18 protein-coding genes and 3 tRNA genes are annotated in these 23,541 nt (G+C 60.6%); 19 read left to right on the plus strand and 2 right to left on the minus strand.

Features of this window, described 5'->3' with window-relative positions; genetic code table 11:
• Positions 1-22 precede the first annotated feature (22 nt).
• Positions 23-3,301 carry a bifunctional diguanylate cyclase/phosphodiesterase gene (locus CCX46_RS10250; RefSeq protein WP_127926576.1) on the minus strand — a complete coding sequence of 1,093 codons (3,279 nt, stop codon included), beginning with the start codon at positions 3,299-3,301 and terminating at the stop codon, positions 23-25.
• A 74-nt stretch (positions 3,302-3,375) separates the two neighbouring features.
• Positions 3,376-4,260, minus strand: a complete 885-nt coding sequence (locus CCX46_RS10255) for a LysR family transcriptional regulator (protein WP_095124821.1) — start codon at positions 4,258-4,260, stop codon at positions 3,376-3,378.
• Positions 4,261-4,400: 140 nt separating this feature from the next.
• Between CCX46_RS10255 and leuC the strand changes: the two genes are divergently transcribed.
• The 19 genes from leuC to CCX46_RS10350 all read left to right on the plus strand — a co-directional run bounded on the left by leuC (position 4,401) and on the right by CCX46_RS10350 (position 23,530).
• Positions 4,401-5,819: a 3-isopropylmalate dehydratase large subunit gene (gene leuC / locus CCX46_RS10260; RefSeq protein WP_016984527.1), complete on the plus strand. Its 1,419-nt coding sequence runs from the start codon at positions 4,401-4,403 to the stop codon at positions 5,817-5,819.
• Between the two features lie 11 nt (positions 5,820-5,830).
• Positions 5,831-6,475, plus strand: a complete 645-nt coding sequence (leuD, locus tag CCX46_RS10265; protein WP_007913445.1) for a 3-isopropylmalate dehydratase small subunit — start codon at positions 5,831-5,833, stop codon at positions 6,473-6,475.
• A gap of 137 nt (positions 6,476-6,612) precedes the next feature.
• Positions 6,613-7,380, plus strand: coding sequence for a class I SAM-dependent methyltransferase (locus CCX46_RS10270; protein ID WP_127926577.1), 768 nt, complete (start codon positions 6,613-6,615; stop codon positions 7,378-7,380).
• A gap of 54 nt (positions 7,381-7,434) precedes the next feature.
• Positions 7,435-8,517: a 3-isopropylmalate dehydrogenase gene (gene leuB / locus CCX46_RS10275; RefSeq protein ID WP_127926578.1), complete on the plus strand. Its 1,083-nt coding sequence runs from the start codon at positions 7,435-7,437 to the stop codon at positions 8,515-8,517.
• A gap of 66 nt (positions 8,518-8,583) precedes the next feature.
• The gene (gene asd, locus CCX46_RS10280; protein WP_008083209.1) at positions 8,584-9,696 is read left to right on the plus strand and encodes an aspartate-semialdehyde dehydrogenase; all 1,113 of its coding nucleotides are present in this window, start codon (positions 8,584-8,586) and stop codon (positions 9,694-9,696) included.
• Between the two features lie 251 nt (positions 9,697-9,947).
• Positions 9,948-10,958: an aspartate-semialdehyde dehydrogenase gene (locus CCX46_RS10285; RefSeq protein WP_127926579.1), complete on the plus strand. Its 1,011-nt coding sequence runs from the start codon at positions 9,948-9,950 to the stop codon at positions 10,956-10,958.
• Positions 10,959-11,166: 208 nt separating this feature from the next.
• Positions 11,167-13,821 (plus strand): FimV/HubP family polar landmark protein, encoded by a 2,655-nt coding sequence (locus CCX46_RS10290; protein ID WP_127926580.1) that lies wholly within the window; start codon positions 11,167-11,169, stop codon positions 13,819-13,821.
• 269 nt (positions 13,822-14,090) lie between these two features.
• Entirely contained in the window at positions 14,091-14,915 is an 825-nt protein-coding gene (gene truA, locus CCX46_RS10295; RefSeq protein ID WP_034152768.1) for a tRNA pseudouridine(38-40) synthase TruA, read from the plus strand.
• A gap of 65 nt (positions 14,916-14,980) precedes the next feature.
• On the plus strand, positions 14,981-15,607 hold the full coding sequence (locus CCX46_RS10300) for a phosphoribosylanthranilate isomerase (RefSeq protein WP_127926581.1): 627 nt from the start codon (positions 14,981-14,983) through the stop codon (positions 15,605-15,607).
• A gap of 204 nt (positions 15,608-15,811) precedes the next feature.
• On the plus strand, positions 15,812-16,732 hold the full coding sequence (gene accD, locus CCX46_RS10305) for an acetyl-CoA carboxylase, carboxyltransferase subunit beta (RefSeq protein WP_016984535.1): 921 nt from the start codon (positions 15,812-15,814) through the stop codon (positions 16,730-16,732).
• Entirely contained in the window at positions 16,729-18,036 is a 1,308-nt protein-coding gene (gene folC / locus CCX46_RS10310) for a bifunctional tetrahydrofolate synthase/dihydrofolate synthase (protein WP_127926582.1), read from the plus strand. The genes accD and folC overlap by 4 nt, the downstream gene beginning before the upstream one ends.
• Complete coding sequence (locus CCX46_RS10315) at positions 18,020-18,670, plus strand: SPOR domain-containing protein (protein WP_127926583.1); 651 nt, start codon at positions 18,020-18,022, stop codon at positions 18,668-18,670. The genes folC and CCX46_RS10315 overlap by 17 nt, the downstream gene beginning before the upstream one ends.
• A gap of 98 nt (positions 18,671-18,768) precedes the next feature.
• Positions 18,769-19,329: a CvpA family protein gene (locus CCX46_RS10320; RefSeq protein WP_007913461.1), complete on the plus strand. Its 561-nt coding sequence runs from the start codon at positions 18,769-18,771 to the stop codon at positions 19,327-19,329.
• A gap of 41 nt (positions 19,330-19,370) precedes the next feature.
• A complete protein-coding gene (purF, locus tag CCX46_RS10325) occupies positions 19,371-20,876 on the plus strand; it encodes an amidophosphoribosyltransferase (RefSeq protein WP_127926584.1) in 1,506 nt (501 codons plus the stop codon).
• A 73-nt stretch (positions 20,877-20,949) separates the two neighbouring features.
• Positions 20,950-22,161: an O-succinylhomoserine sulfhydrylase gene (locus CCX46_RS10330; RefSeq protein WP_122609029.1), complete on the plus strand. Its 1,212-nt coding sequence runs from the start codon at positions 20,950-20,952 to the stop codon at positions 22,159-22,161.
• Entirely contained in the window at positions 22,158-22,934 is a 777-nt protein-coding gene (locus CCX46_RS10335; RefSeq protein WP_077571931.1) for an SDR family oxidoreductase, read from the plus strand. The genes CCX46_RS10330 and CCX46_RS10335 overlap by 4 nt, the downstream gene beginning before the upstream one ends.
• Before the next feature lie 217 nt (positions 22,935-23,151).
• A tRNA-Val gene (locus tag CCX46_RS10340) sits at positions 23,152-23,227 on the plus strand.
• A 55-nt stretch (positions 23,228-23,282) separates the two neighbouring features.
• Positions 23,283-23,359: transfer RNA gene (locus CCX46_RS10345), tRNA-Asp, on the plus strand.
• 94 nt (positions 23,360-23,453) lie between these two features.
• Positions 23,454-23,530: transfer RNA gene (locus tag CCX46_RS10350), tRNA-Asp, on the plus strand.
• Positions 23,531-23,541: the final 11 nt, after the last annotated feature.

Raw genomic sequence — 23,541 nt, forward strand, 5'->3', positions numbered from 1 at the left:
CGTCTGTTGCAACGTGCACCGGTTATGGCAGGAGCTTTTTCAGATCCTCCAGCGCAACCGGTCGACTGTGCAGATAACCCTGATACAAATGGCAGCCCAAACCCTGCAGGAACGCCAGTTGTTCGCGGGTCTCCACACCTTCGGCAATCACCTCCAGCTCGAGGCTGCGCGCCATGGCGACAATCGCGCGAATGATCTCGGCGTCGTTGGGGTCAGTGGTTGCATCACGAATAAACGACTGATCGATTTTCAGCGTGTCCACCGGTAGCCGCTTGAGGTAAGTCAGCGACGAATAGCCGGTGCCGAAGTCATCCATGGCGAAACTCACACCGAGCTTTTTCAGCCGGCGCATTTTGCTGATGGTGTCTTCCAGGTTCTGGATGACGATGCCTTCGGTGATTTCCAGTTTCAGCAGCGAGCAGGGCAGACCGTGGCTGGTCATGCTGTGCTCGATGCGCTCGACAAAATCGTTCTGGCGGAACTGTCGCGGGCTGATGTTCACGCACAGGCTGAACTTGAGCGGGTCGACCAGTTTCAGTGCGATCAGTTGTTTGAAGGCATTGCAGGCCTCGTCGAGGATCCACGTGCCGACCTCGAGAATCAGGCCGCTGTCTTCCAGTACCTTGATGAACTCGGTAGGCGACTGCGCGCCCAGTTCCGGGTGATTCCAGCGCACCAGGGCTTCGGCGCCGATGATGCGGTCGTCGCGGGCATCGACCTGCGGCTGAAAGTGCACATTGAATTCCCCGCGCGACAGCGCCAAGCGCAAGTCGGTCTCCATGCGCAGCCGTTCGCTGGCCGCTTTCTGCATGGTGTTGTGGTACATCTGCGTGGTGTTGCGTCCGGAGTCCTTGGCCCGGTAAAGGGCAATGTCGGCGCGTTTGAGCAAGTCGGTCGGCGTCGAGCCGTGATCGGGGATCAGCGCCACGCCAATGCTCGGCGTCACCTGCAAGCGTTGGCCGTCGAGGAACATCGGTTCCGACAACAATTCGCGCAGAGTGTCGGCCAGATTGCGCACTTGTGTGCTGACGTCGTTACGCGAACCTTCGAGGCCGCTGAGCAATACCACGAACTCGTCGCCACCGAGGCGCGCGACCGTGTCTTCCATGCGCACGCTGGCTTCGAGCCGCGCGGTGATGATCTTCAGCACCGTGTCGCCGACCGGGTGGCCGAGCGAATCGTTGATGTGCTTGAAGTGATCAAGGTCGAGAAACAGCAAGGCACCGCGCAGGTTGTGGCGCTTGAGCAGGGCGATCTGCTGGCTCAGGCGATCCATCAGCAAGGCGCGGTTGGGCAGGTTGGTCAGCGGGTCGTGATAAGCCAGATGACGAATCTGCGCTTCGGCATTTTTCAGCAGGCTGACGTCGCGCGCGGTCAGCAACAGGCACGCGGTTTCATTGAGGGTGATTGGTTCGATCGAAACCTCCACCGTCAGCAACTCGCCGCGCTTGTTGCGGCCGAGCATTTCCTGATGGTGCACACGGCCCTTGATCTGCAGCTCGGCGAGTAATGCCGAGCGCTGCTTTTCTTCGGCCCAGATACCCACCTGATACACCGTTTTGCCCACCACTTCTTCGGCGCGATAGCCGGTGAGCCGGCAGAAACCGTCGTTGACCTCCAGATAACGCCCGGTGTCGCGCTCGGTGATGGTGATCGCGTCGGGGCTGGAGTGGAACGCTTTGGCGAATTTCTCTTCACTGGCTTTCAGCGCCGCTTCCGAGCGCTGCTGCTGGGTAATGTCGCGCAGGGTCGTAACGATGCATGGCTGATCGCCGACGCTGATCTGCCGGCTGGAAATCACACAGGTCAGCGACTGGCCGTCCTTGTGCTGGACGATGATCGCGACGTTGCTCAAACCCTGTTCGCGGATCACCCGCTCGATGCGCTGCAGGCTTTTCGCCGAGGCGTCCCACAGGCCGATTTCTTCGGCGGTGTGGCCAATGACGTCGGTGGCGCTCCAGCCGAAGGTCTGGGTAAAGCTGTTATTGATTTCGATGAACTCGCCACTGTCCTGGCGGGTGACGCAGATCGGGTCGGGGCTGACCTGGAACAGCGTGGCGAATTTCTCTTCCGAGGCCACCAGCCGCTGCTCGCGCTCGACCTGATCGGTGATGTCGAGCAGCGTGCCGGCCATGCGCAGCGGCGCGCCGTTGTCGTCACGATAGAGGCGCGCGCGACTTTCCAGATAGCGCGAGCTGCCGTCGGGCAGTTGCACGCGATAGGTCAGTTGATAGTTGCCTGCCGGGCCTTCGCGCAGGCTGCGGTAGGCGTCGCGCATGCTGTCGCGCTCTTCGCCGGGCACGCCTTCGAAAAACTCTTCGAACGACTCATGGAACGGTATCGGTTCGAGCCCGTGCAGTTGCGCGGCGCGGGCCGAGCCGTAGAGCATGCCGCTGGGAATGTGCCAGTCCCAGGTACCGAGCTGCGCGGAGTCCAGCGCCAGGTCGAGGCGTTCCTGGCTGTCCTTCAAAGCGTGTTCGGCGGCTTTGCGTTCGGTGGTGTCGAGGAAGGTGCTGAGCAGATACGGCTGGCCTTCGAGTTCGACTTTCTGTGCACTGAGAATGCCATCGTGAACTTGCCCGTTGCTGGCGCGAAACTGCACCTCCATGCTGATCAGTTCGCCCTTGGTGTTGGTCTTCTTGACCAGTTCGGCGCGCTGCTCGGGGTGCACCCACAGGCCCAGTTCCAGCGTGGTGCGGCCAATAGCGCTTTGTACCGGCCAGCCGAACAGGCTTTCGAAATACTGATTGGCCTCGCTGATCAGGCCGTCTTCCTGGCGGGTCAGCAGGACCATGTTCGGGCACAGGTGAAAAAGTGTCGCGAAACGTTTCTCCGAGCTGCTCAGCGCCTGTTCGCGTTGACGCTGGTGGGTGATTTCACGAATCACCCCGATCATTCGGGGGCGGCCGTGTTTATCCGGCAGCAGACTGCCGCTGATTTCCAGCCAGTGCAGGCTGCCGTCAGGCCAGCGGATGCGGTGGTGCATCGCTTGTTCCAGCGGTGCACCGGCAATTACCGCGTGGAAGGCGCGAACGGTTTTCGCCCGGTCTTCCGGCGGCAACAGGTCGAGGTATTCCAGATCTTCGGGCAACGGTTGCCGAGGATCGAAGCCGAACAATGCCTGCGTACCGCGCGACCAGCTGATCTGCCCGCGCTCGATGTCCCAATACCAGGCGCCGAGCCGCGCGCCGTTGAGCGCCGCCAGCAATTGCGGCGCGCTTTCCCAGCTCTGCTCGGAATGACGCGGGTCAATCGCCTGAATACGCGGCATCGGCGGAATTCGGTCAACAGATTTCGGCATTGTGGACAGGCCTTGAGCTGATGGTGGCGTTAGGCACAGGAGCAGCGGCTCTATAGGAGTAGCACAAGTTGGCCTCAAGTCCCTGGCAGATCGATTTGTGCGTCGAGCAGTGCCATAAAGGCTTTTGCCGCATTCGATAGCGTCCGTTCGGTGTGCAGGATATAGCCTAGCTGGCGAGTGAGCTGTATGCCCGGTAAAGCGATGCTCGCCACCTGCTCATCGAGCATGGTGCGCGGCAAAACGCTCCAGGCCAGGCCAATCGAGACCATCATCTTGATGGTTTCCAGGTAGTTGGTGCTCATGGCGATGTTCGGCGTCAGGCCCTGAGCCTCGAATAACCGTTGGACAATATGGTGGGTAAAGGTGTTGCCACCGGGGAAAACCGCCGGATGACCGGCAATGTCCGCCAGGCTGACAGCGCCGTTATTGATCAGCGAATGCTCCGGGGCGACCACAAAGTCCAGCGGGTCGTCCCACACCGGCGTGGCTTTGACCAGTGCGTGCGGCTCCGGCGCGAGGGTGATGACCGCCAGTTCGGCGCGGCCATGGAGAATTTCCTCGTAGGCCACTTCCGAATCGAGGAACTGAATATCCAGCGCCACCTGTGGGTAACGGCGGGTGAATTCCCTCAATAGAGGCGGCAAACGGTGCAAACCGATGTGGTGACTGGTGGCGAGGGTCAGGCGACCGCTGACTTCGCCGGTCAGGTTAGTCAGCGCGCGGCGGGTGTCATCCAGCACGTTGAGAATCTGATAAGCCCGGGGCAGCAGGGCGCGGCCGGCCTCGGTCAGGCCGACTTCACGGCCCAGCCGATCAAACAGGCGCACCTTCAATTGCTGCTCCAGCCCGGCGATGCGTTTGCTGATCGCCGGCTGCGTCAGGTGCAGGCGTTCGCCGGCGCCGGAGAAGCTGCCGGTCTCGGCAATTGCGATAAAAGCGTTGAGGTTGGCCAGATCCATGTTCGTATTCCAGTTGGTTATCCAAAGCATAAAAAATATGAATTTGAGTTATTTAATCTAACCCCATAGGATCGGCCTCACAAGCCAAAGGGTTATTGATAAGCCCAGGGCATAGAAACAAGCTGATGAGGAACCGTCTGATGGCCGGCAAAACGCTCTACGACAAGCTCTGGGATTCGCATTTGGTCAAGCAGCGCGACGATGGCTCGGCGCTGATCTATATCGATCGTCACATCATTCACGAAGTGACCTCGCCGCAAGCCTTCGAAGGCCTGCGTCTGGCCGGGCGCAAGCCTTGGCGCATCGATGCCAATATCGCGACCCCGGACCACAACGTACCGACGACCCCGGAGCGCAAGGGCGGCATCGAAGCCATTGCCGATCAGGTCTCGCGTTTGCAGGTTCAGACCCTTGATGACAACTGTGATGAATACGGCATCGTCGAGTTCAAGATGAACGACGTCCGCCAAGGCATCGTCCACGTCATCAGCCCGGAGCAGGGTGCAACCTTGCCGGGCATGACCGTGGTCTGCGGCGACTCGCACACCTCGACCCACGGCGCATTCGGCGCTCTGGCGCACGGTATCGGCACTTCCGAGGTCGAGCACGTGCTCGCCACCCAGTGCCTCGTCGCGAAGAAAATGAAGAACATGCTGGTGCGCGTTGAAGGGCAATTGCCGTTCGGCGTGACCGCCAAGGACATCGTCCTCGCGGTGATCGGCAAGATCGGCACCGCCGGCGGTAACGGCCATGCCATCGAATTCGCTGGCAGCGCGATCCGCGATTTGTCCGTTGAAGGCCGTATGACCATCTGCAACATGTCTATCGAAGCCGGCGCCCGCGTCGGTCTGGTGGCTGCGGATCAGAAGACGGTCGACTACGTGAAGGGTCGTCCGTTTGCACCGAAAGGCGCGGAATGGGACATGGCCGTCGAAGCCTGGAAAGACCTGGTTTCCGACGCCGATGCCAAATTCGACACCGTGGTTGAACTCGACGCCGCGCAGATCAAGCCGCAAGTCAGCTGGGGCACTTCGCCTGAGATGGTTTTGGCCGTTGATCAGAACGTGCCGGATCCGGCCAAAGAGATGGATCTGGTCAAACGCGACTCGATCGTCCGCGCCTTGAAATACATGGGTTTGACCGCCAATCAGGCGATCACCGACATTCAGCTGGATCGTGTATTCATCGGTTCCTGCACCAACTCGCGGATTGAAGACTTGCGCGCTGCGGCGGTGATCGCCAAGGGCCGCAAAGTCGCTTCGACCATCAAGCAAGCGATCGTGGTGCCGGGCTCGGGTCTGGTCAAGGCTCAGGCAGAAGCCGAAGGTCTCGACAAGATTTTCCTCGAAGCCGGTTTCGAATGGCGTGAGCCGGGTTGCTCGATGTGCCTGGCGATGAACCCGGACCGTTTGGAGTCCGGCGAGCATTGCGCCTCGACCTCCAACCGTAACTTCGAAGGCCGTCAGGGCGCCGGTGGCCGTACCCACCTCGTCAGCCCGGCCATGGCGGCTGCGGCAGCGGTGAACGGTCGTTTCATCGACGTTCGTGAATTGATTTAAAGGAGCGCAGCATGAAAGCTTTTACCCAGCACACTGGTCTTGTCGCGCCTTTGGATCGTGCCAACGTCGACACTGACCAAATCATTCCGAAACAGTTTTTGAAGTCGATCAAGCGCACCGGTTTCGGCCCGAACCTGTTTGACGAGTGGCGTTACCTCGATGTCGGCCAGCCGTATCAGGACAACTCCAAACGTCCGCTGAACAAGGACTTCGTCCTCAACGCCGAGCGTTACCAAGGCGCCAGCGTGTTGCTGGCCCGCGAGAACTTCGGTTGCGGCTCCAGCCGTGAACACGCGCCGTGGGCCCTGGAAGAATACGGTTTCCGCAGCATCATCGCGCCGAGCTACGCCGATATCTTCTTCAACAACAGCTTCAAGAACGGCTTGTTGCCGATCATCTTGAGCGACGCTGAAGTCGATGAATTGTTTAAGCAGGTTGAGGCTGAGCCGGGTTATCAATTGCAGGTCGATCTGCAGGCGCAGACCGTCACCCGTCCGGATGGCAAGGTGTACAGCTTTGAGATTGATGCGTTCCGTAAGCACTGCCTGTTGAATGGTCTGGACGATATTGGTCTGACCTTGCAGGACGGTGATGCAATTGCGACGTTTGAGGCCAAGCATCGGGTTAGCCAGCCGTGGTTGTTCCGCGACGCGTGATTGATTCGAGATTGATGTAGTCAGGGCCGGACCCTTCGCGAGCAGGCTCGCTCCCACAGGGGAATGCATTTCAAATGTGGGAGCGAGCCTGCTCGCGAAGGGGCCGGCCCAAACAACACAGACATCAGGATGTGACCATGACCAGCACCGCCCAACACACCCAAGTCGTACAAAAGCAATTCGGTGAACAGGCCGCTGCCTACCTGAGCAGCGCCGTTCACGCTCAAGGCACCGAACTCGCACTGCTACAGGCTGAGCTGGCCGGGCAGGGCGAGGCCCGGGTGCTGGACTTGGGTTGCGGCGCCGGTCACGTCAGTTTTCACATCGCGCCGCTGGTCAGGGAAGTGGTCGCCTACGACCTGTCGCAGCAGATGCTTGATGTGGTCGCCGCCGCGGCCGTTGATCGCGGTTTCACCAACATTGCCACGGTCAACGGCGCCGCCGAGCGTCTGCCGTTTGCCGATGGCGAGTTCGACTTCGTGTTCAGCCGTTATTCGGCGCATCACTGGAGCGATCTCGGCGTGGCCCTGCGCGAGGTGCGTCGGGTGCTGAAGCCGGGCGGTGTGGCGGCGTTCGTTGATGTGTTGTCACCGGGCAGTCCGTTGTTCGACACTTACCTGCAAAGCGTCGAAGTGCTGCGCGACACCAGCCACGTGCGCGATTATTCAGGCGCCGAGTGGCTGCGTCAGGTCAGCGAGGCTGGTTTGCATGTACGCCGCACCACGCGTCAGCGTCTGCGTCTGGAGTACACCAGTTGGGTTGAGCGCATGCGCACGCCGCAAGTGATGCGCGCAGCGATCCGCCAGTTGCAGCAGTCGATGGGCAACGAAGTGCGCGAATATTTTGAGATTGATGCCGATGGTTCGTTCAGTACAGATGTCATCGTGCTGATGGCCGAGCGATAAGAATTTTTCCGGGCGTGCCGGTAAAGGCGCACCGACTGAAGACACGAGGAAAGCATGAGCAAGCAGATTCTGATTCTCCCAGGTGACGGTATTGGTCCGGAAATCATGGCCGAAGCGGTCAAGGTGCTGGAGCTGGCCAACGACAAGTACAGCCTGGGCTTCGAGCTGAGCCATGACGTGATCGGTGGCGCCGCCATCGACAAGCACGGCGTGCCGCTGGCCGACGAAACCCTGGACCGCGCTCGTGCTGCCGACGCTGTGCTGTTGGGCGCCGTTGGCGGCCCGAAATGGGACGCCATCGAACGTGACATCCGCCCTGAGCGCGGCCTGCTGAAAATCCGTGCGCAACTGGGTCTGTTCGGCAACCTGCGTCCGGCGATCCTGTACCCGCAACTGGCCGATGCTTCGAGCCTGAAGCCGGAAATCGTTGCCGGTCTGGACATCCTCATCGTTCGTGAGCTGACCGGTGGCATCTACTTCGGCGCGCCACGCGGCACCCGTACTCTGGAAAACGGCGAGCGTCAGTCCTACGACACGCTGCCGTACAGCGAAAGCGAAATCCGCCGCATCGCCCGTGTCGGTTTCGACATGGCCATGGTTCGCGGCAAGAAGCTCTGCTCGGTGGACAAGGCCAACGTGCTGGCCTCCAGCCAACTGTGGCGTGAAGTGGTCGAGCAAGTGGCCAAGGATTACCCGGAAGTCGAACTGAGCCACATGTACGTCGACAACGCCGCCATGCAACTGGTGCGCGCACCGAAGCAGTTCGACGTGATCGTCACCGACAATATGTTCGGCGACATCCTGTCCGACGAAGCGTCGATGCTCACCGGTTCCATCGGCATGCTGCCGTCGGCCTCGCTGGACTCCAACAACAAGGGCATGTACGAGCCTTGCCACGGTTCCGCTCCGGACATCGCCGGTAAAGGCATTGCCAACCCGTTGGCGACCATTCTGTCGGTGTCGATGATGCTGCGTTACAGCTTCAATCTGCACGACGCGGCCGATGCCATCGAGAAAGCCGTGAGCGTGGTGCTGGATCAAGGCCTGCGCACCGGTGACATCTATTCGGCCGGTTGCAGCAAAGTCGGTACGCAGGAAATGGGCGACGCAGTAGTCGCCGCGCTGCGGAATCTGTAATCTCTCGGGCCCGCTGCGAAATTCAATACAAAGCAGCGGCCCACTTTTCAAGAAGGTGTAGTTGCGATGAAACGTGTAGGTCTGATCGGTTGGCGCGGGATGGTCGGTTCCGTGCTCATGCAGCGGATGCTGGAAGAGCAGGATTTCGATCTAATCGAGCCGGTGTTTTTCACCACGTCCAACGTCGGTGGCCAAGGCCCGTCCGTGGGCAAGGACATTGCTCCGCTCAAGGATGCTTACAGCATTGATGAGCTGAAGACCCTCGACGTGATTCTGACCTGCCAGGGCGGCGACTACACCAGCGAAGTGTTCCCGAAGCTGCGCGAAGCCGGCTGGCAGGGTTACTGGATCGACGCGGCCTCGAGCCTGCGCATGAACGATGACGCGGTGATCATTCTTGATCCGGTCAACCGCAAGGTCATCGACCAGCAACTTGACGCGGGCACCAAGAACTACATCGGCGGCAACTGCACCGTCAGCTTGATGCTGATGGGCCTGGGTGGTCTGTTCGAGGCCGGTCTGGTCGAGTGGATGAGCGCCATGACCTATCAGGCGGCCTCCGGTGCCGGCGCGCAGAACATGCGTGAACTGATCAAGCAAATGGGCGCGACCCACGCCGCGGTCGCCGATCAACTGGCCGATCCGGCCAGCGCGATCCTCGACATCGACCGTCGCGTGGCCGACGCCATGCGCAGCGAAGCGTACCCGACGGAAAACTTCGGCGTACCTTTGGCCGGCAGCCTGATCCCGTGGATCGACAAGGAGCTGCCGAACGGCCAGAGCCGTGAAGAGTGGAAAGCTCAGGCCGAGACCAACAAGATCCTCGGCCGCTTCAAGAGCCCGATCCCGGTCGACGGCATCTGCGTGCGTATCGGCGCGATGCGTTGCCACAGCCAGGCGCTGACCATCAAGCTGAACAAAGACGTGCCGATCGCCGATATCGAAGGGCTGATCAGCCAGCACAACCCTTGGGTCAAGCTGGTGCCGAACAACCGCGATATCAGCATGCAGGAGCTGAGCCCGACCAAGGTCACCGGCACCCTGAATGTGCCGGTTGGCCGTCTGCGCAAGCTGAACATGGGCTCGCAGTTCCTCGGCGCGTTCACCGTCGGCGACCAACTGCTGTGGGGCGCGGCCGAACCGCTGCGTCGCATGCTGCGGATTTTGCTCGAGCGTTGATTGCTTGAAGCAATGAAAGAGCCCGTGCCTTGTGAGAGGTGCGGGTTTTTTTATGCCTTGGATTTCTCGGTTGCCCGGTCTGGCCCCTTCGCGAGCAGGCTCGCTCCCACAGGGGGAGTGCATTTCAAATGTGGGAGCGAGCCTGCTCGCGAAGAGGCCGGTACTGCCGCCGCAAATCCCGGACAGAAATTGCCTGTGCGCCAGTCACCCGGTAAAGTGCCGCTCCCCCCGTTTCGCCAGAGGCTCGCACCATGACCCAGACCCTAGATATTGCCGTGATCGGCGCCACCGGTACTGTCGGCGAAACCCTCGTACAGATTCTCGAAGAGCGCAGCTTCCCGGTCGGCAACCTGCACCTGCTGGCGAGTAGCGAATCCGCTGGTAGCTCGGTGCTGTTCCGCAACAAGAACGTACGCGTTCGCGAAGTCGACGAGTTCGACTTCAGCAAAGTCAAACTGGTGTTCTTCGCCGCAGGCCCGGCGATTACTCTGAGCTACGCCGCCCGTGCCCACGCCGCCGGTTGCTCGCTGATCGACTTGTCCGGCGCGCTGCCGGCCGATCAGGCGCCGCAAATCGTGCCGGAAGCCAACGCCGAAGTGCTCGCCGCTCTGAAAGTACCGTTCCAGGTCAGCAGCCCAAGTCCGTCGGCCACTTCGCTCGCCGTGGTACTGGCGCCGCTGCTCGAGCTGATCGATCTGCAATACCTCAATGTCACTGCCAATCTGGCCGTTTCCGCTCAGGGTCGTGAGGCCGTGACCGAGCTGGCGCGGCAGACCGCCGAGCTACTGAACATGCGCCCACTGGAGCCGACGTTCTTCGATCGGCAGATGGCCTTCAACCTGCTGGCGCAGGTCGGCACGCCTGACGCGCAGGGCCATACGCTGCTGGAAAAACGCCTGGTGCGCGAGTTGCGCCAGGTGCTGGCCAAGCCGTTATTAAAGATTTCCGCAACTTGCGTTCAAGCCCCGGTGTTTTTTGGCGATAGCTTTAGCGTGACCTTGCAGTCAACGTCGGCTGTCGACCTGGCAAAAGTCAACGCTGCACTCGAAGATGCGCCGGGTATCGAGCTGGTCGAGGCCGGCGATTATCCGACCGCAGTCGGTGACGCGGTGGGGCAGGATGTTGTCTATGTCGGTCGCGTGCGCAGCGGTGTCGACGACCCGGCGGAACTAAATCTGTGGCTGACGTCAGATAACGTACGCAAAGGCGCGGCCCTGAACGCTGTGCAGGTGGCTGAGTTGTTGATAAAAGACCTGCTGTAAAAGATACTTGGCAACAATTTGTCGACTGATTCTAGGTGAGCGCTATGCTTGCCCAGATTGCTTGATAACGTGTCACCCTCCGGGACATTCCGGGGCATCAAAGAAATGATCGCGCGCGACATCTGTCGTCGTCGCGCGCAATGCCTTACGGCAGCGGTATTCAACATCTTCTCGCTGGCCGAGGAACGTTCAAACAAAGGATGAGGCTATGGTTCAAGTTCGCAAACTGGTGTTAGCAATAGCGGCCGCCTCGGCGCTGTCCTCCGGTATGGCGCATGCCCTCGGGCTCGGGGAGCTGACCCTGAAGTCGACCCTGAACCAGCCGCTGGTGGCTGAAATCGAGCTGCTCGACGTCAAGGATCTCACCGCTGCCGAAGTGGTGCCGAGCCTGGCTTCCCCTGAAGATTTCACCAAGGCCGGCGTCGATCGTCAGGCCTTCCTCAATGACCTGACCTTCACTCCGGTACTCAACGCCAGTGGCAAAAGCGTGCTGCGCGTAACGTCGAGCAAGCCGCTGTCGGAGCCGATGGTCAAATTCCTCGTGCAGGTGATGTGGCCGAACGGCCGTTTGCTGCGCGATTACAGTGTGCTGCTGGATCCATCGAAGTTCTCGCCAGAGACCGCTGACGCCGCCGCACAACCGGCGCCGTCGCAGACCATCACCGCACCGACCACTGGCGCCACGCACCCGACGCAATACACCACCACGCCGCGCGATACCCTCTGGGAAATCGCCGCGAAGGCGCGCAACGGTGGTTCGGTGCAGCAGACCATGCTGGCGATTCAAGCGTTGAACCCTGATGCGTTCATCGGCGGCAACATCAACCGTTTGAAAACTGGCCAGGTATTGCGCCTGCCGGATGCGGTGCAGAGCACGGCGTTGCCACAGTCCAAGGCCATTGCCGAAGTCGCGGCGCAGAACGAGGCCTGGCGCTCGGGCCGTCGTTATGTGGCGAAGCCGGGCACCGGTCAGCAGCAACTCGATGCGACCAACCGTGGTCGTGGCAATACCGGTGCAGCACAGAACGCCCAGGACAATCTGAGTCTGGTCTCCGCTGAAAGCGCCAAGGCGCGCGGCAAAGGCCCGGCGGGTGACGCCAAGGCGCTGAGTAACAAGCTTGCGGTCACTCAGGAAAGCCTCGACACGACCCGTCGTGATAACGAGGAACTGAAAAGCCGCATGTCCGATCTGCAAAGCCAGATGGACAAGCTGCAAAAACTCATCGAGCTGAAGAACAATCAACTGGCGAAGCTGCAGGCCGAAGGCGCGGGCGCTGCGCCGGCCGCGAACGGCGCAGTCGCACCAGTTCCGGCGATCACTGCTGAGCTGGCTGCCACACCGCCGGCTACTCCTGCAGAAGCAGCGCCGACACCAGAGTCTGCCATTGCGCCACCCGCCGAGACGCCGGTTGAGCCTGTGGTCGAACCGGTTGTCGAAACCACGCCTGCCGCCGATGATGAAAAGACCTTCAACGAACTGCTGACCAACCCGATCCTGCTGGGGCTGATTGGTGGTGGCGCCGTCGTTCTGCTGCTTCTGCTGTTGCTGCTGGCGCGTCGCCGCAAAGCCCAGCAAGAGGCCGAGAAACATCTGCGCATGGCCCGCGCCCTGTCGGAAGAGCAAGAGTTCTCCGCCGAGCAGGATCTGCCGGAAAGCAGCTTCGAAGGTCTGGAAACCCCGGCGGCGAGCGTCAAGCTCAACACCCCGGCGCCTGCTCCTGCTCCAGTCGTGGCTCCGGTAGTGGCGCCGATCGTGATGGCTGAGCCGATCGCCGCGCCGCTGGTGGCACCGGCCGCCGAACGTTCCGATGACGTGCTCGACAAGGCGCAATCGCACATCAACGCCGGTCGCCTGAATCAGGCTGCCGCGTTGCTGGAAGAAGGCGTCAGCCTGGAGCCGCAGCGCAGTGATCTGCGTCTGAAGCTGATGGAAGTCTACGGTCAGCAGGGCGATCGCGATGCGTTCGTCGGTCAAGAGCGTCAGCTGGTGGCCAATGGTGACAACTTCGCCAAGGTCGAAGAGCTGAAAAGCCGCTTCCCGGCCATGGCCGTGGTCGCGGCTTCGGGTCTGGCCGCTGCTGCGGTGGCCGCCGAGCTGGACGCGCAATACGTCAAGGATCTGCTGCTGGACGAGCCAGAAGCACCTGCGCCAGCGCCGGCTGAAGATGACCTGGACAGCGCGTTTGATCTGAGCCTGGACGATCTCGATAACATCACCCCGGTAGAGCCTGCGCCCGTGGTTGAGCCGGAAGCGCCGGTCGAGCTGGACGAATTCCCGTCCGACGATGACCTGAGCTTCGAATCGGTGCTGCAACAGCAGACCGATATCAAAGAGAATCTGGATGACCTGTCGGACTTCGACCTTGATCTGGACCTCGGTGCCGAGCCGGCGGCTCCGGCAGTTGACCTGGCGGACGATGACTTCCTGCTGGATCTGGACGAAGGCGTGAAGGATCTGCCGCCGGTCGAGGCACCGGTGGTGGCTGACGTGCCACAGGATGATCTGGAGCTGCCGGCCGACTTCGATCTGTCGCTGGCCGACGAAATGGACAGCAATCCTGCGGCCGAACCTGATGCGTTCGCTACCGAACTGGATGATGTCAACGCCGAGCTGGATCGCCTGTCGCAAAGCCTGGCCGAGCCGACCTTCACCGAAGCCGATGCCATGAAGGGTGATGATCTTGGCGAAGACGATTTCGACTTCCTCGCCGGCACCGATGAAGCGGCGACCAAGCTTGATCTGGCTCAGGCCTACATCGACATGGGCGACAGTGACGGTGCGCGCGACATCCTCAACGAAGTGTTGACCGAGGGTGACGAGAAACAGCGTGGCGAGGCCAAGGACATGCTTTCGAGTTTGTAGTAAGTCCAGCGGTAAACGAAAGCGGCAGCCCATTGAGGCTGCCGTTTTTGTTTGGGCCGGATTCAGTGGTGTCTGAAGGATTGCTATCGCGAGCAGGCTCACTCCTACATTTGGAATGTGTTCCCCTGTAGGAGTGAGCCTGCTCGCGATAGGGCCAGAACTGCCAATAGAGAGTTCTGGCATCCCTGAACCACAGCCTTATAATGCCCGCCTTTGCACAAACAGCAGGCTGTCCCACATTGGCAAACATAGATAACCCGGTCGCCGAAATGGCCCCCGACGGCTTTTACCGCGTCGCGCTGGGCGTTGAGTACAAAGGCTCGCGCTACAGCGGCTGGCAGCGTCAATTGACAGGTGTGGCGACGGTCCAGGAAGAACTCGAAAAAGCCCTGTCGAAAGTCGCCAATTCGCCGGTTTCGCTGCAGTGCGCCGGGCGCACCGACGCCGGCGTGCATGCCTGCGGACAAGTGGTGCATTTCGATACGACGGTCGATCGTTCGCTGAAGGCCTGGGTCATGGGCGCCAATATCAATCTGCCGCATGACATCAGCGTCAGTTGGGCGCGGGTGATGCCGGCGCATTTTCACGCGCGGTTCAAAGCCATCGCGCGGCGTTATCGCTATGTGATCTACAACGATCAGATCCGCCCGGCGCATCTCAACGAAGAAATCACCTGGAACCACCGCCCGCTGGACGTCGAGCGCATGGCCGAGGCTGCACAGTACTTGATCGGCACTCACGATTTCAGTGCTTTTCGCGCCGGCCAGTGCCAGGCCAAGTCGCCGATCAAGAAGATGCATCATCTGCGCGTGACCCGGCACGGCAAGATGATCGTGCTCGACATCCGCGCCAATGCGTTCCTGCATCACATGGTGCGCAATATCGCTGGCGTGCTGATGACCATCGGTGCCGGCGAGCGCCCGGTGGAGTGGATGAAGGAAGTGCTGGAAAGCCGCGAGCGCCGTTCCGGCGGTGTCACGGCGCATCCGTACGGCTTGTATCTGGTGCAGGTCGAGTACCACGATGAATTCCCGTTGCCCGAGCGTTTTATCGGGCCACATTTCCTTACGGGTTTCTCCGAACTTGACGGCTGACGCCCTCGAACGCTTTTGTTACCATCCGGGACTTTCCCGGATTTTGCCTCGGAGTTTTTCTCGAAATGTCAGCCGTTCGCAGCAAGATCTGCGGGATTACCCGCATAGAAGATGCGCTGGCCGCCGTTGAGGCCGGGGCGGATGCGATCGGGTTTGTGTTCTACGCAAAGAGTCCACGTGCTGTCACCGTGCAGCAGGCGCGGGCGATTATTCAGGCATTGCCGCCGTTCGTAACCACCGTGGGCCTTTTCGTCAACGCCAGTCGCTGCGAGTTGGGGGAAATCCTCGATGCCGTGCCGCTGGATCTGTTGCAGTTCCATGGCGATGAAGTCGCTGAAGATTGTGAAGGCTGGCATCGTCCGTACATCAAGGCGTTGCGGGTCAAGGCCGGCGATGACATTGCGGCAGCGGTTGATGCCTACCCGAGTGCCAGCGGCGTGCTGCTCGACACTTATGTCGAAGGTGTGCCCGGCGGAACCGGTGAGGCGTTCGACTGGTCATTGATTCCGCAGGTTTTGAGCAAACCGTTGATTCTCGCGGGTGGTTTGACGCCGGAGAACGTCGCAGATGCCGTGGCTCGGGTAAAACCCTATGCGGTAGACGTCAGTGGTGGAGTAGAGGCAAGCAAGGGTATCAAGGATCACGCAAAGGTTCGGGCGTTCATCGACGCTGTACGCAAAGCGCCATATTGATGTGACGGCTGGCAGTCTGCCGCCGTCCATCAATGCACTTGCACAAAGCAGGCGCGGCTGAGGGTTTCTGGATCGCACGCAGGTCATGTTTCGCGCTGACCGTGGCTGTCCATCAACCATCGCCACACACATGAATTTAGCTGAAGGGCATACGCGGGGCTGCGAACCAGAGCGTTCGGGCCGCCGGTACTGGAGAAAGAAAGCATGAGCAACTGGTTAGTAGACAAACTGATCCCTTCGATCATGCGTTCCGAGGTCAAGAAGAGCTCGGTCCCTGAAGGTCTGTGGCACAAATGCCCGTCTTGCGAGGCGGTGCTGTATCGTCCGGAGCTGGAAAAGACCCTGGACGTTTGCCCTAAATGCAACCACCACATGCGCATCGGCGCACGTGCACGCATCGACATCTTCCTCGATGCTGAAGGTCGCAACGAACTGGGCGCCGATCTGGAGCCGGTTGACCGTCTGAAATTCCGCGACGGCAAGAAGTACAAGGATCGCCTGACCGCTGCACAGAAGCAGACCGGCGAAAAAGACGCGCTGATCTCCGTCAGCGGCACCTTGCTGGGCATGCCGGTGGTGGTTTCGGCGTTCGAATTCAGCTTCATGGGCGGTTCCATGGGCGCCATCGTCGGTGAGCGCTTCGTACGCGCGGCCAACTACGCCCTGGAAAACCGCTGCCCGATGATCTGCTTCGCCGCTTCCGGCGGTGCGCGCATGCAGGAAGCGCTGATCTCGTTGATGCAGATGGCCAAGACCTCGGCAGTGCTGGCACGCCTGCGTGAAGAAGGCATTCCATTCATCTCCGTACTGACCGATCCGGTCTACGGCGGTGTTTCCGCGAGTCTGGCGATGCTCGGCGACGTCATCGTCGGTGAGCCGAAAGCCCTGATCGGCTTCGCCGGTCCGCGTGTTATCGAGCAAACCGTGCGTGAAAAGCTGCCGGAAGGCTTCCAGCGCAGCGAATTCCTGCTGGAACACGGTGCAATCGACATGATCATCCACCGTCAGGAACTGCGCCCGCGTCTGGGTAACCTGCTGGCACAAATGACTGGCAAGCCGACGCCGAAATTCGTCGCCGCGCCAATCGAGCCGATTGTGGTTCCACCGGTACCTGCTGGCCTATGACCGAGCGCACCCTTGGCGAATGGCTCGCCTACCTTGAGCAGTTGCATCCGTCGGCCATCGACATGGGCCTGGAACGTTCGCAACAGGTAGCGTCCCGCATGGGGCTGGGCCAGCCGGCGCCTCGGGTGATCACGGTCACCGGCACCAACGGCAAGGGTTCGACCTGCGCTTTCGTGGCTTCATTGCTGCGGGCGCAGGGCCTGAGCGTTGGTGTCTACAATTCTCCGCACCTGCTGCGTTACAACGAGCGGGTGCAGCTCAATGGCCTCGAAGCCACTGACGCGCAGCTGTGCGAAGCCTTTGCAGCAGTCGAGGCCGGGCGCGGCGACACTTCCCTGACTTACTTCGAAATGGGCACCCTCGCGGCGTTCTGGCTGTTTCAGCAGTCCGGGCTTGATGCGGTGGTGCTGGAAGTCGGTCTGGGTGGGCGTCTGGACACGGTTAACGTGGTCGATGCCGATATTGCGCTGGTCACCAGCATCGGCGTCGATCACGCCGATTATCTGGGCGACACCCGCGAATCCGTGGCTTTCGAGAAAGCCGGAATTTTCCGTCAGGGCAAACCTGCCTTGTGCGGCGATCTGAATCCTCCGCAACCGTTGCTCGACAAGGCGCGTGAACTGGCCTGTCCGTTCTTCCTGCGTGGGCGTGACTTCGATCTCGGCATCACTGATCAGCACTGGCAGTGGCGCGGTACCGATGCGCAAGGGCAGGCTGTCGAATTGCGTGATTTGCCGCTGCTCGATCTGCCGATGGAAAACGCCGCGTTGGCGTTGCAGGCGTACTTGCTGCTCGGTTTGCCGTGGAATGCGCAGCAGATTGTGGCGGCGTTGCAGGCGACTCGTGTGGTCGGTCGACTGGATCGCCGCTCGTTCGAGTGGAACGGCAAGCGTCTGAACCTGTTGCTGGATGTCGGGCATAACCCGCATGCCGCCGAGTATCTGGCCCGTCGTCTGGCCTCGCGCCCACCGGTCGGCAAGCGTCTGGCGGTATTTGGTTTGCTGTCGGACAAGGATCTGGATGGTGTTGTCAGCGAATTGAATGCTAGTGTCCAGCACTGGGCTGTGGCGCCGCTGGATTCACCGCGCGCGCGCCCTGTGGCTGAGTTGCACGCGGCATTGCAGAACCTTGGTGCCGCCGTCACGTCTTACGACAGTGTCGCGGCCGCACTGGAAGGGCAGTGCGCAGTAGCTACCAGCGACGACGAGATTCTGTTGTTCGGATCATTTTATTGTGTCGCCGAGGCCCTCGAATGGCTGTCCCGGCGCTCCACGGAGGAAGCGGCAAATGGCTTTGCTGGATAAAGCGTACAAGCAGCGCATGGTTGGCGCTTTGGTGCTGGTTGCGCTGGCGGTGATTTTCCTGCCGATGCTGTTTTCCCGTCAGGATGAGCAGCGTCAGGTGACGGTCGAGGCGCCTGCCGCTCCGCAAGCGCCTGTCGTGCCGCAAGTGCAAATGGAAACCGTGGCTGTTCCCGAGCCGCAAGCCTTGCCGCAAGAGCCAGTGCCAACGGATGAAGAGGTCGCCGAAGACACGGCGCCTGCTGCGCCCGTCGCACCGGCACCAACGGCTCCCATCATGATCACCAAGCCTGTTGCGCCGCCCGCGGTGGCCAAGCCGATTCCTGCGCCAGCCCAGCCGATTACCTCTGCATCGAGTAAGCCCGACACCACGCAAAGCCGCGTCGATGCCAACGGTCTGTCGGTGAGCTGGTCGGTGCAACTGGCCAGTCTGTCGAGTCGCGCCAGTGCCGAGAGTCTGCAGAAAACCCTGCGCAGCCAAGGCTATAACGCCTATATCCGTTCGGCCGATGGCAAAAATCGGGTGTTTGTCGGTCCGCTGATCGAGCGTGCCGAAGCCGATCGTCTGCGTGATCTGTTGGGTCGTCAGCAGAACCTCAAGGGTTTTGTTGTGCGCTTCCAGCCTGAGCGCGGTTAAAAACTATCGCCTCGATTGAAATGCACTGACAATCGCAGCTTACCGAGAGGCATGCGCTCTGCTAAAATGCGGCGCCTTATCCGTCTGTAGGCTGCACTGTGCCATTTACCTGGGTTGACTGGGCGATCGTTGCAATCATCGCCATCTCCGCTTTGATCAGTTTGAGCCGCGGCTTCGTCAAGGAAGCATTATCGCTGGTGACCTGGATCATCGCAGGAGTCGTCGCCTGGATGTTCGGTGGCTCATTGTCCGAGTACCTCGCCGGATACATCGAAACCCCATCGGCTCGCGTGATCGCGGGCTGTGCCATCATGTTTGTCGCCACACTGATCGTGGGCGCAATGATCAATTATCTTATCGGCGAGTTGGTTCGCGTCACCGGGTTGTCCGGGACCGATCGATTCCTCGGCATGGCCTTCGGCGCAGCGCGTGGCGTGTTGCTGGTGGTCGTGGCGGTCGGGCTGTTGAGCCTGGGGCCGGTACAGCAGGACGGGTGGTGGAAAGAATCACAGCTCGTACCAAAATTTCTATTGGTCGCTGATTGGTCCAAAAACCTGATTCTCGGGTGGAGCAGTCAGTGGCTTGCCAGCGGAATCAGCGTACCCGCTGATATTCCGTTCAAGGAGCAACTCTTGCCGTCGGCGAAAACGCCTCAGTGAGTGTTGTTCAGTTCAGATCCATTAAGTAGGGGTTGCGTCGCATGTGTGGCATCGTCGGTATCGTCGGTAAGTCGAACGTCAATCAGGCGCTGTATGACGCGCTAACCGTGCTCCAGCACCGCGGCCAGGACGCTGCCGGTATCGTGACCAGCCATGATGGCCGGTTGTTCCTGCGCAAGGACAATGGCCTGGTGCGTGACGTGTTTCAACAGCGTCACATGCAGCGTCTGGTCGGCCACATGGGTATCGGCCACGTCCGTTACCCGACCGCGGGCAGCTCGACTTCGGCCGAAGCCCAGCCGTTTTACGTCAACTCGCCTTACGGCATCACCCTGGCGCACAACGGTAACCTGACCAACGTTGAGCAGTTGGCCAAAGAGATCTACGAATCCGACCTGCGTCACGTCAACACCAGTTCCGACTCGGAAGTGCTGCTGAACGTATTCGCTCACGAGCTGGCCCAGCGCGGCAAGCTGCAGCCGACCGAAGAAGACGTGTTTGCCGCCGTGACCGACGTGCACAACCGTTGCGTCGGCGGTTACGCCGTTGTGGCCATGGTCACCGGTTATGGCATCGTCGGCTTCCGTGATCCGCACGGCATCCGTCCGATCGTGTTCGGCCAGCGTCACACCGACGAAGGTGTCGAGTACATGATCGCGTCCGAAAGCGTTTCGCTGGACGTGCTCGGTTTCACCCTGATTCGCGATCTGGCGCCGGGCGAAGCGGTCTACATCACTGAAGACGGCAAGCTGCACACCCGTCAGTGCGCGACCAACCCGTCCCTGACCCCGTGCATCTTCGAACACGTCTACCTGGCGCGTCCGGATTCGATCATCGACGGCGTGTCGGTCTACAAGGCCCGTCTGCGCATGGGTGAGAAGCTCGCCGAGAAGATCCTGCGCGAGCGTCCAGAGCACGACATCGACGTGGTGATCCCGATTCCGGACACCAGCCGTACCGCGGCACTGGAGCTGGCCAACCACCTGGGCGTGAAATTCCGCGAAGGTTTCGTCAAGAACCGTTACATCGGCCGTACGTTCATCATGCCGGGCCAAGCGGCGCGCAAGAAGTCGGTACGCCAGAAGCTCAACGCCATCGAACTGGAATTTCGCGGCAAGAACGTGATGCTGGTCGACGACTCGATCGTGCGTGGCACCACGTGCAAGCAGATCATCCAGATGGCCCGCGAAGCCGGCGCGAAAAACGTCTACTTCTGCTCGGCAGCCCCAGCGGTACGCTTCCCGAACGTGTATGGCATCGACATGCCAAGCGCCCACGAACTGATCGCACACAACCGTTCGACTCAGGACGTGGCGGATCTGATCGGTGCTGACTGGCTGATCTATCAGGACCTGCCTGACTTGATCGAAGCGGTCGGTGGCGGCAAGATCAAGATCGAGAACTTCGATTGCGCGGTGTTCGACGGCAAGTACGTCACTGGCGACGTCGACGAGGCTTACCTGGACAAGATCGAACAGGCGCGTAACGACTCCTCGAAGATCAAGACCCAAGCGGTCAGTGCGATCATCGATCTGTACAACAACTGAGTTTCTACCGGCCCTGAGGGGCCGGTTTTGTATCTGACTTTCAATTTTCGAGAACAGGGCAAGGAGTGACAGCATGAGTCAGGAATGGGATGCCGGTCGGCTGGACAGCGACCTCGAAGGCGTAGCGTTCGATACCCTGGCCGTACGTGCCGGTCAGCACCGTACGCCGGAAGGCGAGCACGGTGATCCGATGTTCTTCACCTCCAGCTACGTGTTCCGCACGGCTGCCGACGCGGCCGCGCGGTTTGCCGGGGAAGTGCCGGGCAACGTTTACTCGCGTTACACCAACCCGACCGTGCGCGCGTTCGAAGAGCGCATTGCCGCGCTGGAAAGCGCCGAGCAAGCCGTTGCCACCGCAACCGGCATGGCCGCGATCATGGCGGTGGTGATGAGCCTGTGCAGCGCCGGCGATCATGTGTTGGTTTCGCGCAGTGTGTTCGGTTCGACCATCAGCCTGTTCGAGAAGTACTTCAAGCGTTTCGGTGTGGAAGTCGATTACGTGCCATTGGCTGACCTGTCGGCCTGGGATGCGGCGATCAAGCCGAACACCAAACTGCTCTTCGTCGAATCGCCATCCAACCCTCTGGCTGAGCTGGTCGACATCGCCGCACTGGCGGAAATCGCTCACGCCAAAGGCGCGATGCTGGTAGTCGACAACTGCTTCTGCACCCCGGCGTTGCAACAGCCGCTGAAAATGGGGGCGGACATCGTCGTGCACTCGGCGACCAAGTTCATCGATGGCCAGGGCCGTTGCATGGGCGGTGTGGTAGCCGGTCGCAGCGAACAGATGAAAGAGATCGTCGGCTTCCTGCGCACCGCCGGGCCGACCTTGAGCCCGTTCAATGCGTGGATCTTCCTCAAAGGCCTGGAAACCCTGAACCTGCGGATGAAGGCCCACTGCGCCAACGCGCAGGAGCTGGCCGAATGGCTGGAGCAGCAGGATGGCATCGAGAAGGTGCATTACGCCGGTCTGAAGAGCCATCCGCAGCACGAACTGGCCCAGCGTCAGCAGAAGGGCTTCGGCGCGGTCGTAAGCTTTGAAGTCAAGGGCGGCAAAGAGGGCGCCTGGCGCTTTATCGATGCCACCCGGTTGATTTCGATCACTGCCAACCTCGGTGACAGCAAAACCACCATCACGCACCCGAGCACTACGTCTCACGGCCGTCTGGCGCCGCAGGAGCGGGAAGCGGCGGGCATTCGTGACAGTCTGATTCGCATCGCGGTCGGTCTGGAAGATGTCGCGGATCTGCAAGCCGATCTGGCGCGCGGTCTGGCAGCGTTGTGATCGAATTGTCGACCCCGAAAGCCGGTACCCATGGCCGCGTTGCGCTGGTCACGGGGGCCGCGCGTGGTATCGGTCTGGGGATTGCGGCGTGGCTGATCAGCGAAGGCTGGCAGGTGGTGCTGACGGATCTGGATCGTGCGCGCGGTTCGAAAGTGGCGAAGGTGCTGGGCGAAAACGCCTGGTTCATCGCGATGGATGTTGCCGATGAGGGCCAGGTAGCGCTCGGTGTTGCTGAAGTGCTGGGGCAGTTTGGTCGTCTCGATGCGCTGGTCTGCAACGCGGCGGTGGCTGACCCGCACAACATCACCCTGGAAAGTCTCGATCTGGCTTATTGGAATCGCGTGCTGGCGGTGAATCTCAGCGGACCGATGCTGTTGGCCAAGCACTGTGCGCCTTATCTGCGCGCGCACAACGGTTCGATCGTCAATCTGGCCTCGACCCGAGCGCGGCAGTCGGAGGCGGACTCTGAGGCCTATGCGGCGAGCAAGGGTGGCTTGCTGGCGCTGACGCATGCGCTGGCGATCAGCCTGGGGCCGGAGATTCGCGTCAACGCGGTCAGTCCGGGCTGGATCGATGCGCGCGATCCATCTGCGCGTCGAGCCGAGCCTTTGGCCGATGCCGATCATGCTCAGCATCCAGCGGGCAGGGTAGGGACAGTTGAAGACGTCGCGGCCATGGTTGCCTGGTTGCTGTCGAGGAATGCCGGGTTTGTCACCGGGCAGGAATTCGTCGTCGATGGCGGTATGACGAAAAAGATGATCTATAGCGAGTAGATCGCCTTTTTCTACTGAATTTGCGTTGAATGAACTGACGCCTTCGCGAGCAGGCTCGCTCCCACATTTGGAATGCATACCCCCTGTGGGAGCGGGCTCGCTCGCGAAAGCGGTTTTGCAGGATGGAAACAATTTCGTCTTTTTTAGAAAAACTTCAATCCTGCTATTGACTTAGGTTCGCTACCTGCGTAGATTTCGCGGCCTCGGAGATGCAAACGGGTGATTAGCTCAGCTGGGAGAGCGTCTGCCTTACAAGCAGAATGTCGGCGGTTCGATCCCGTCATCACCCACCACTCCCGAGATACTTGCGTAAGCAAGAGCGTAGGCTGAAAGTGCCTGCACCGACGCGCAGCGGTAGTTCAGTCGGTTAGAATACCGGCCTGTCACGCCGGGGGTCGCGGGTTCGAGTCCCGTCCGCTGCGCCATATTTTACGAGTCAGACGTTGTCTGGTTCGCGATTGCAAAGCACCGAAGCTTGCAGTCAACACGAGTTACTTGAGCGCAAGCTCAAAGCGATACGCAGCGGTAGTTCAGTCGGTTAGAATACCGGCCTGTCACGCCGGGGGTCGCGGGTTCGAGTCCCGTCCGCTGCGCCATATCTGCTTCA

The organism is Pseudomonas sp. RU47 (assembly GCF_004011755.1).
In the GTDB taxonomy this organism is placed as follows: domain Bacteria; phylum Pseudomonadota; class Gammaproteobacteria; order Pseudomonadales; family Pseudomonadaceae; genus Aquipseudomonas.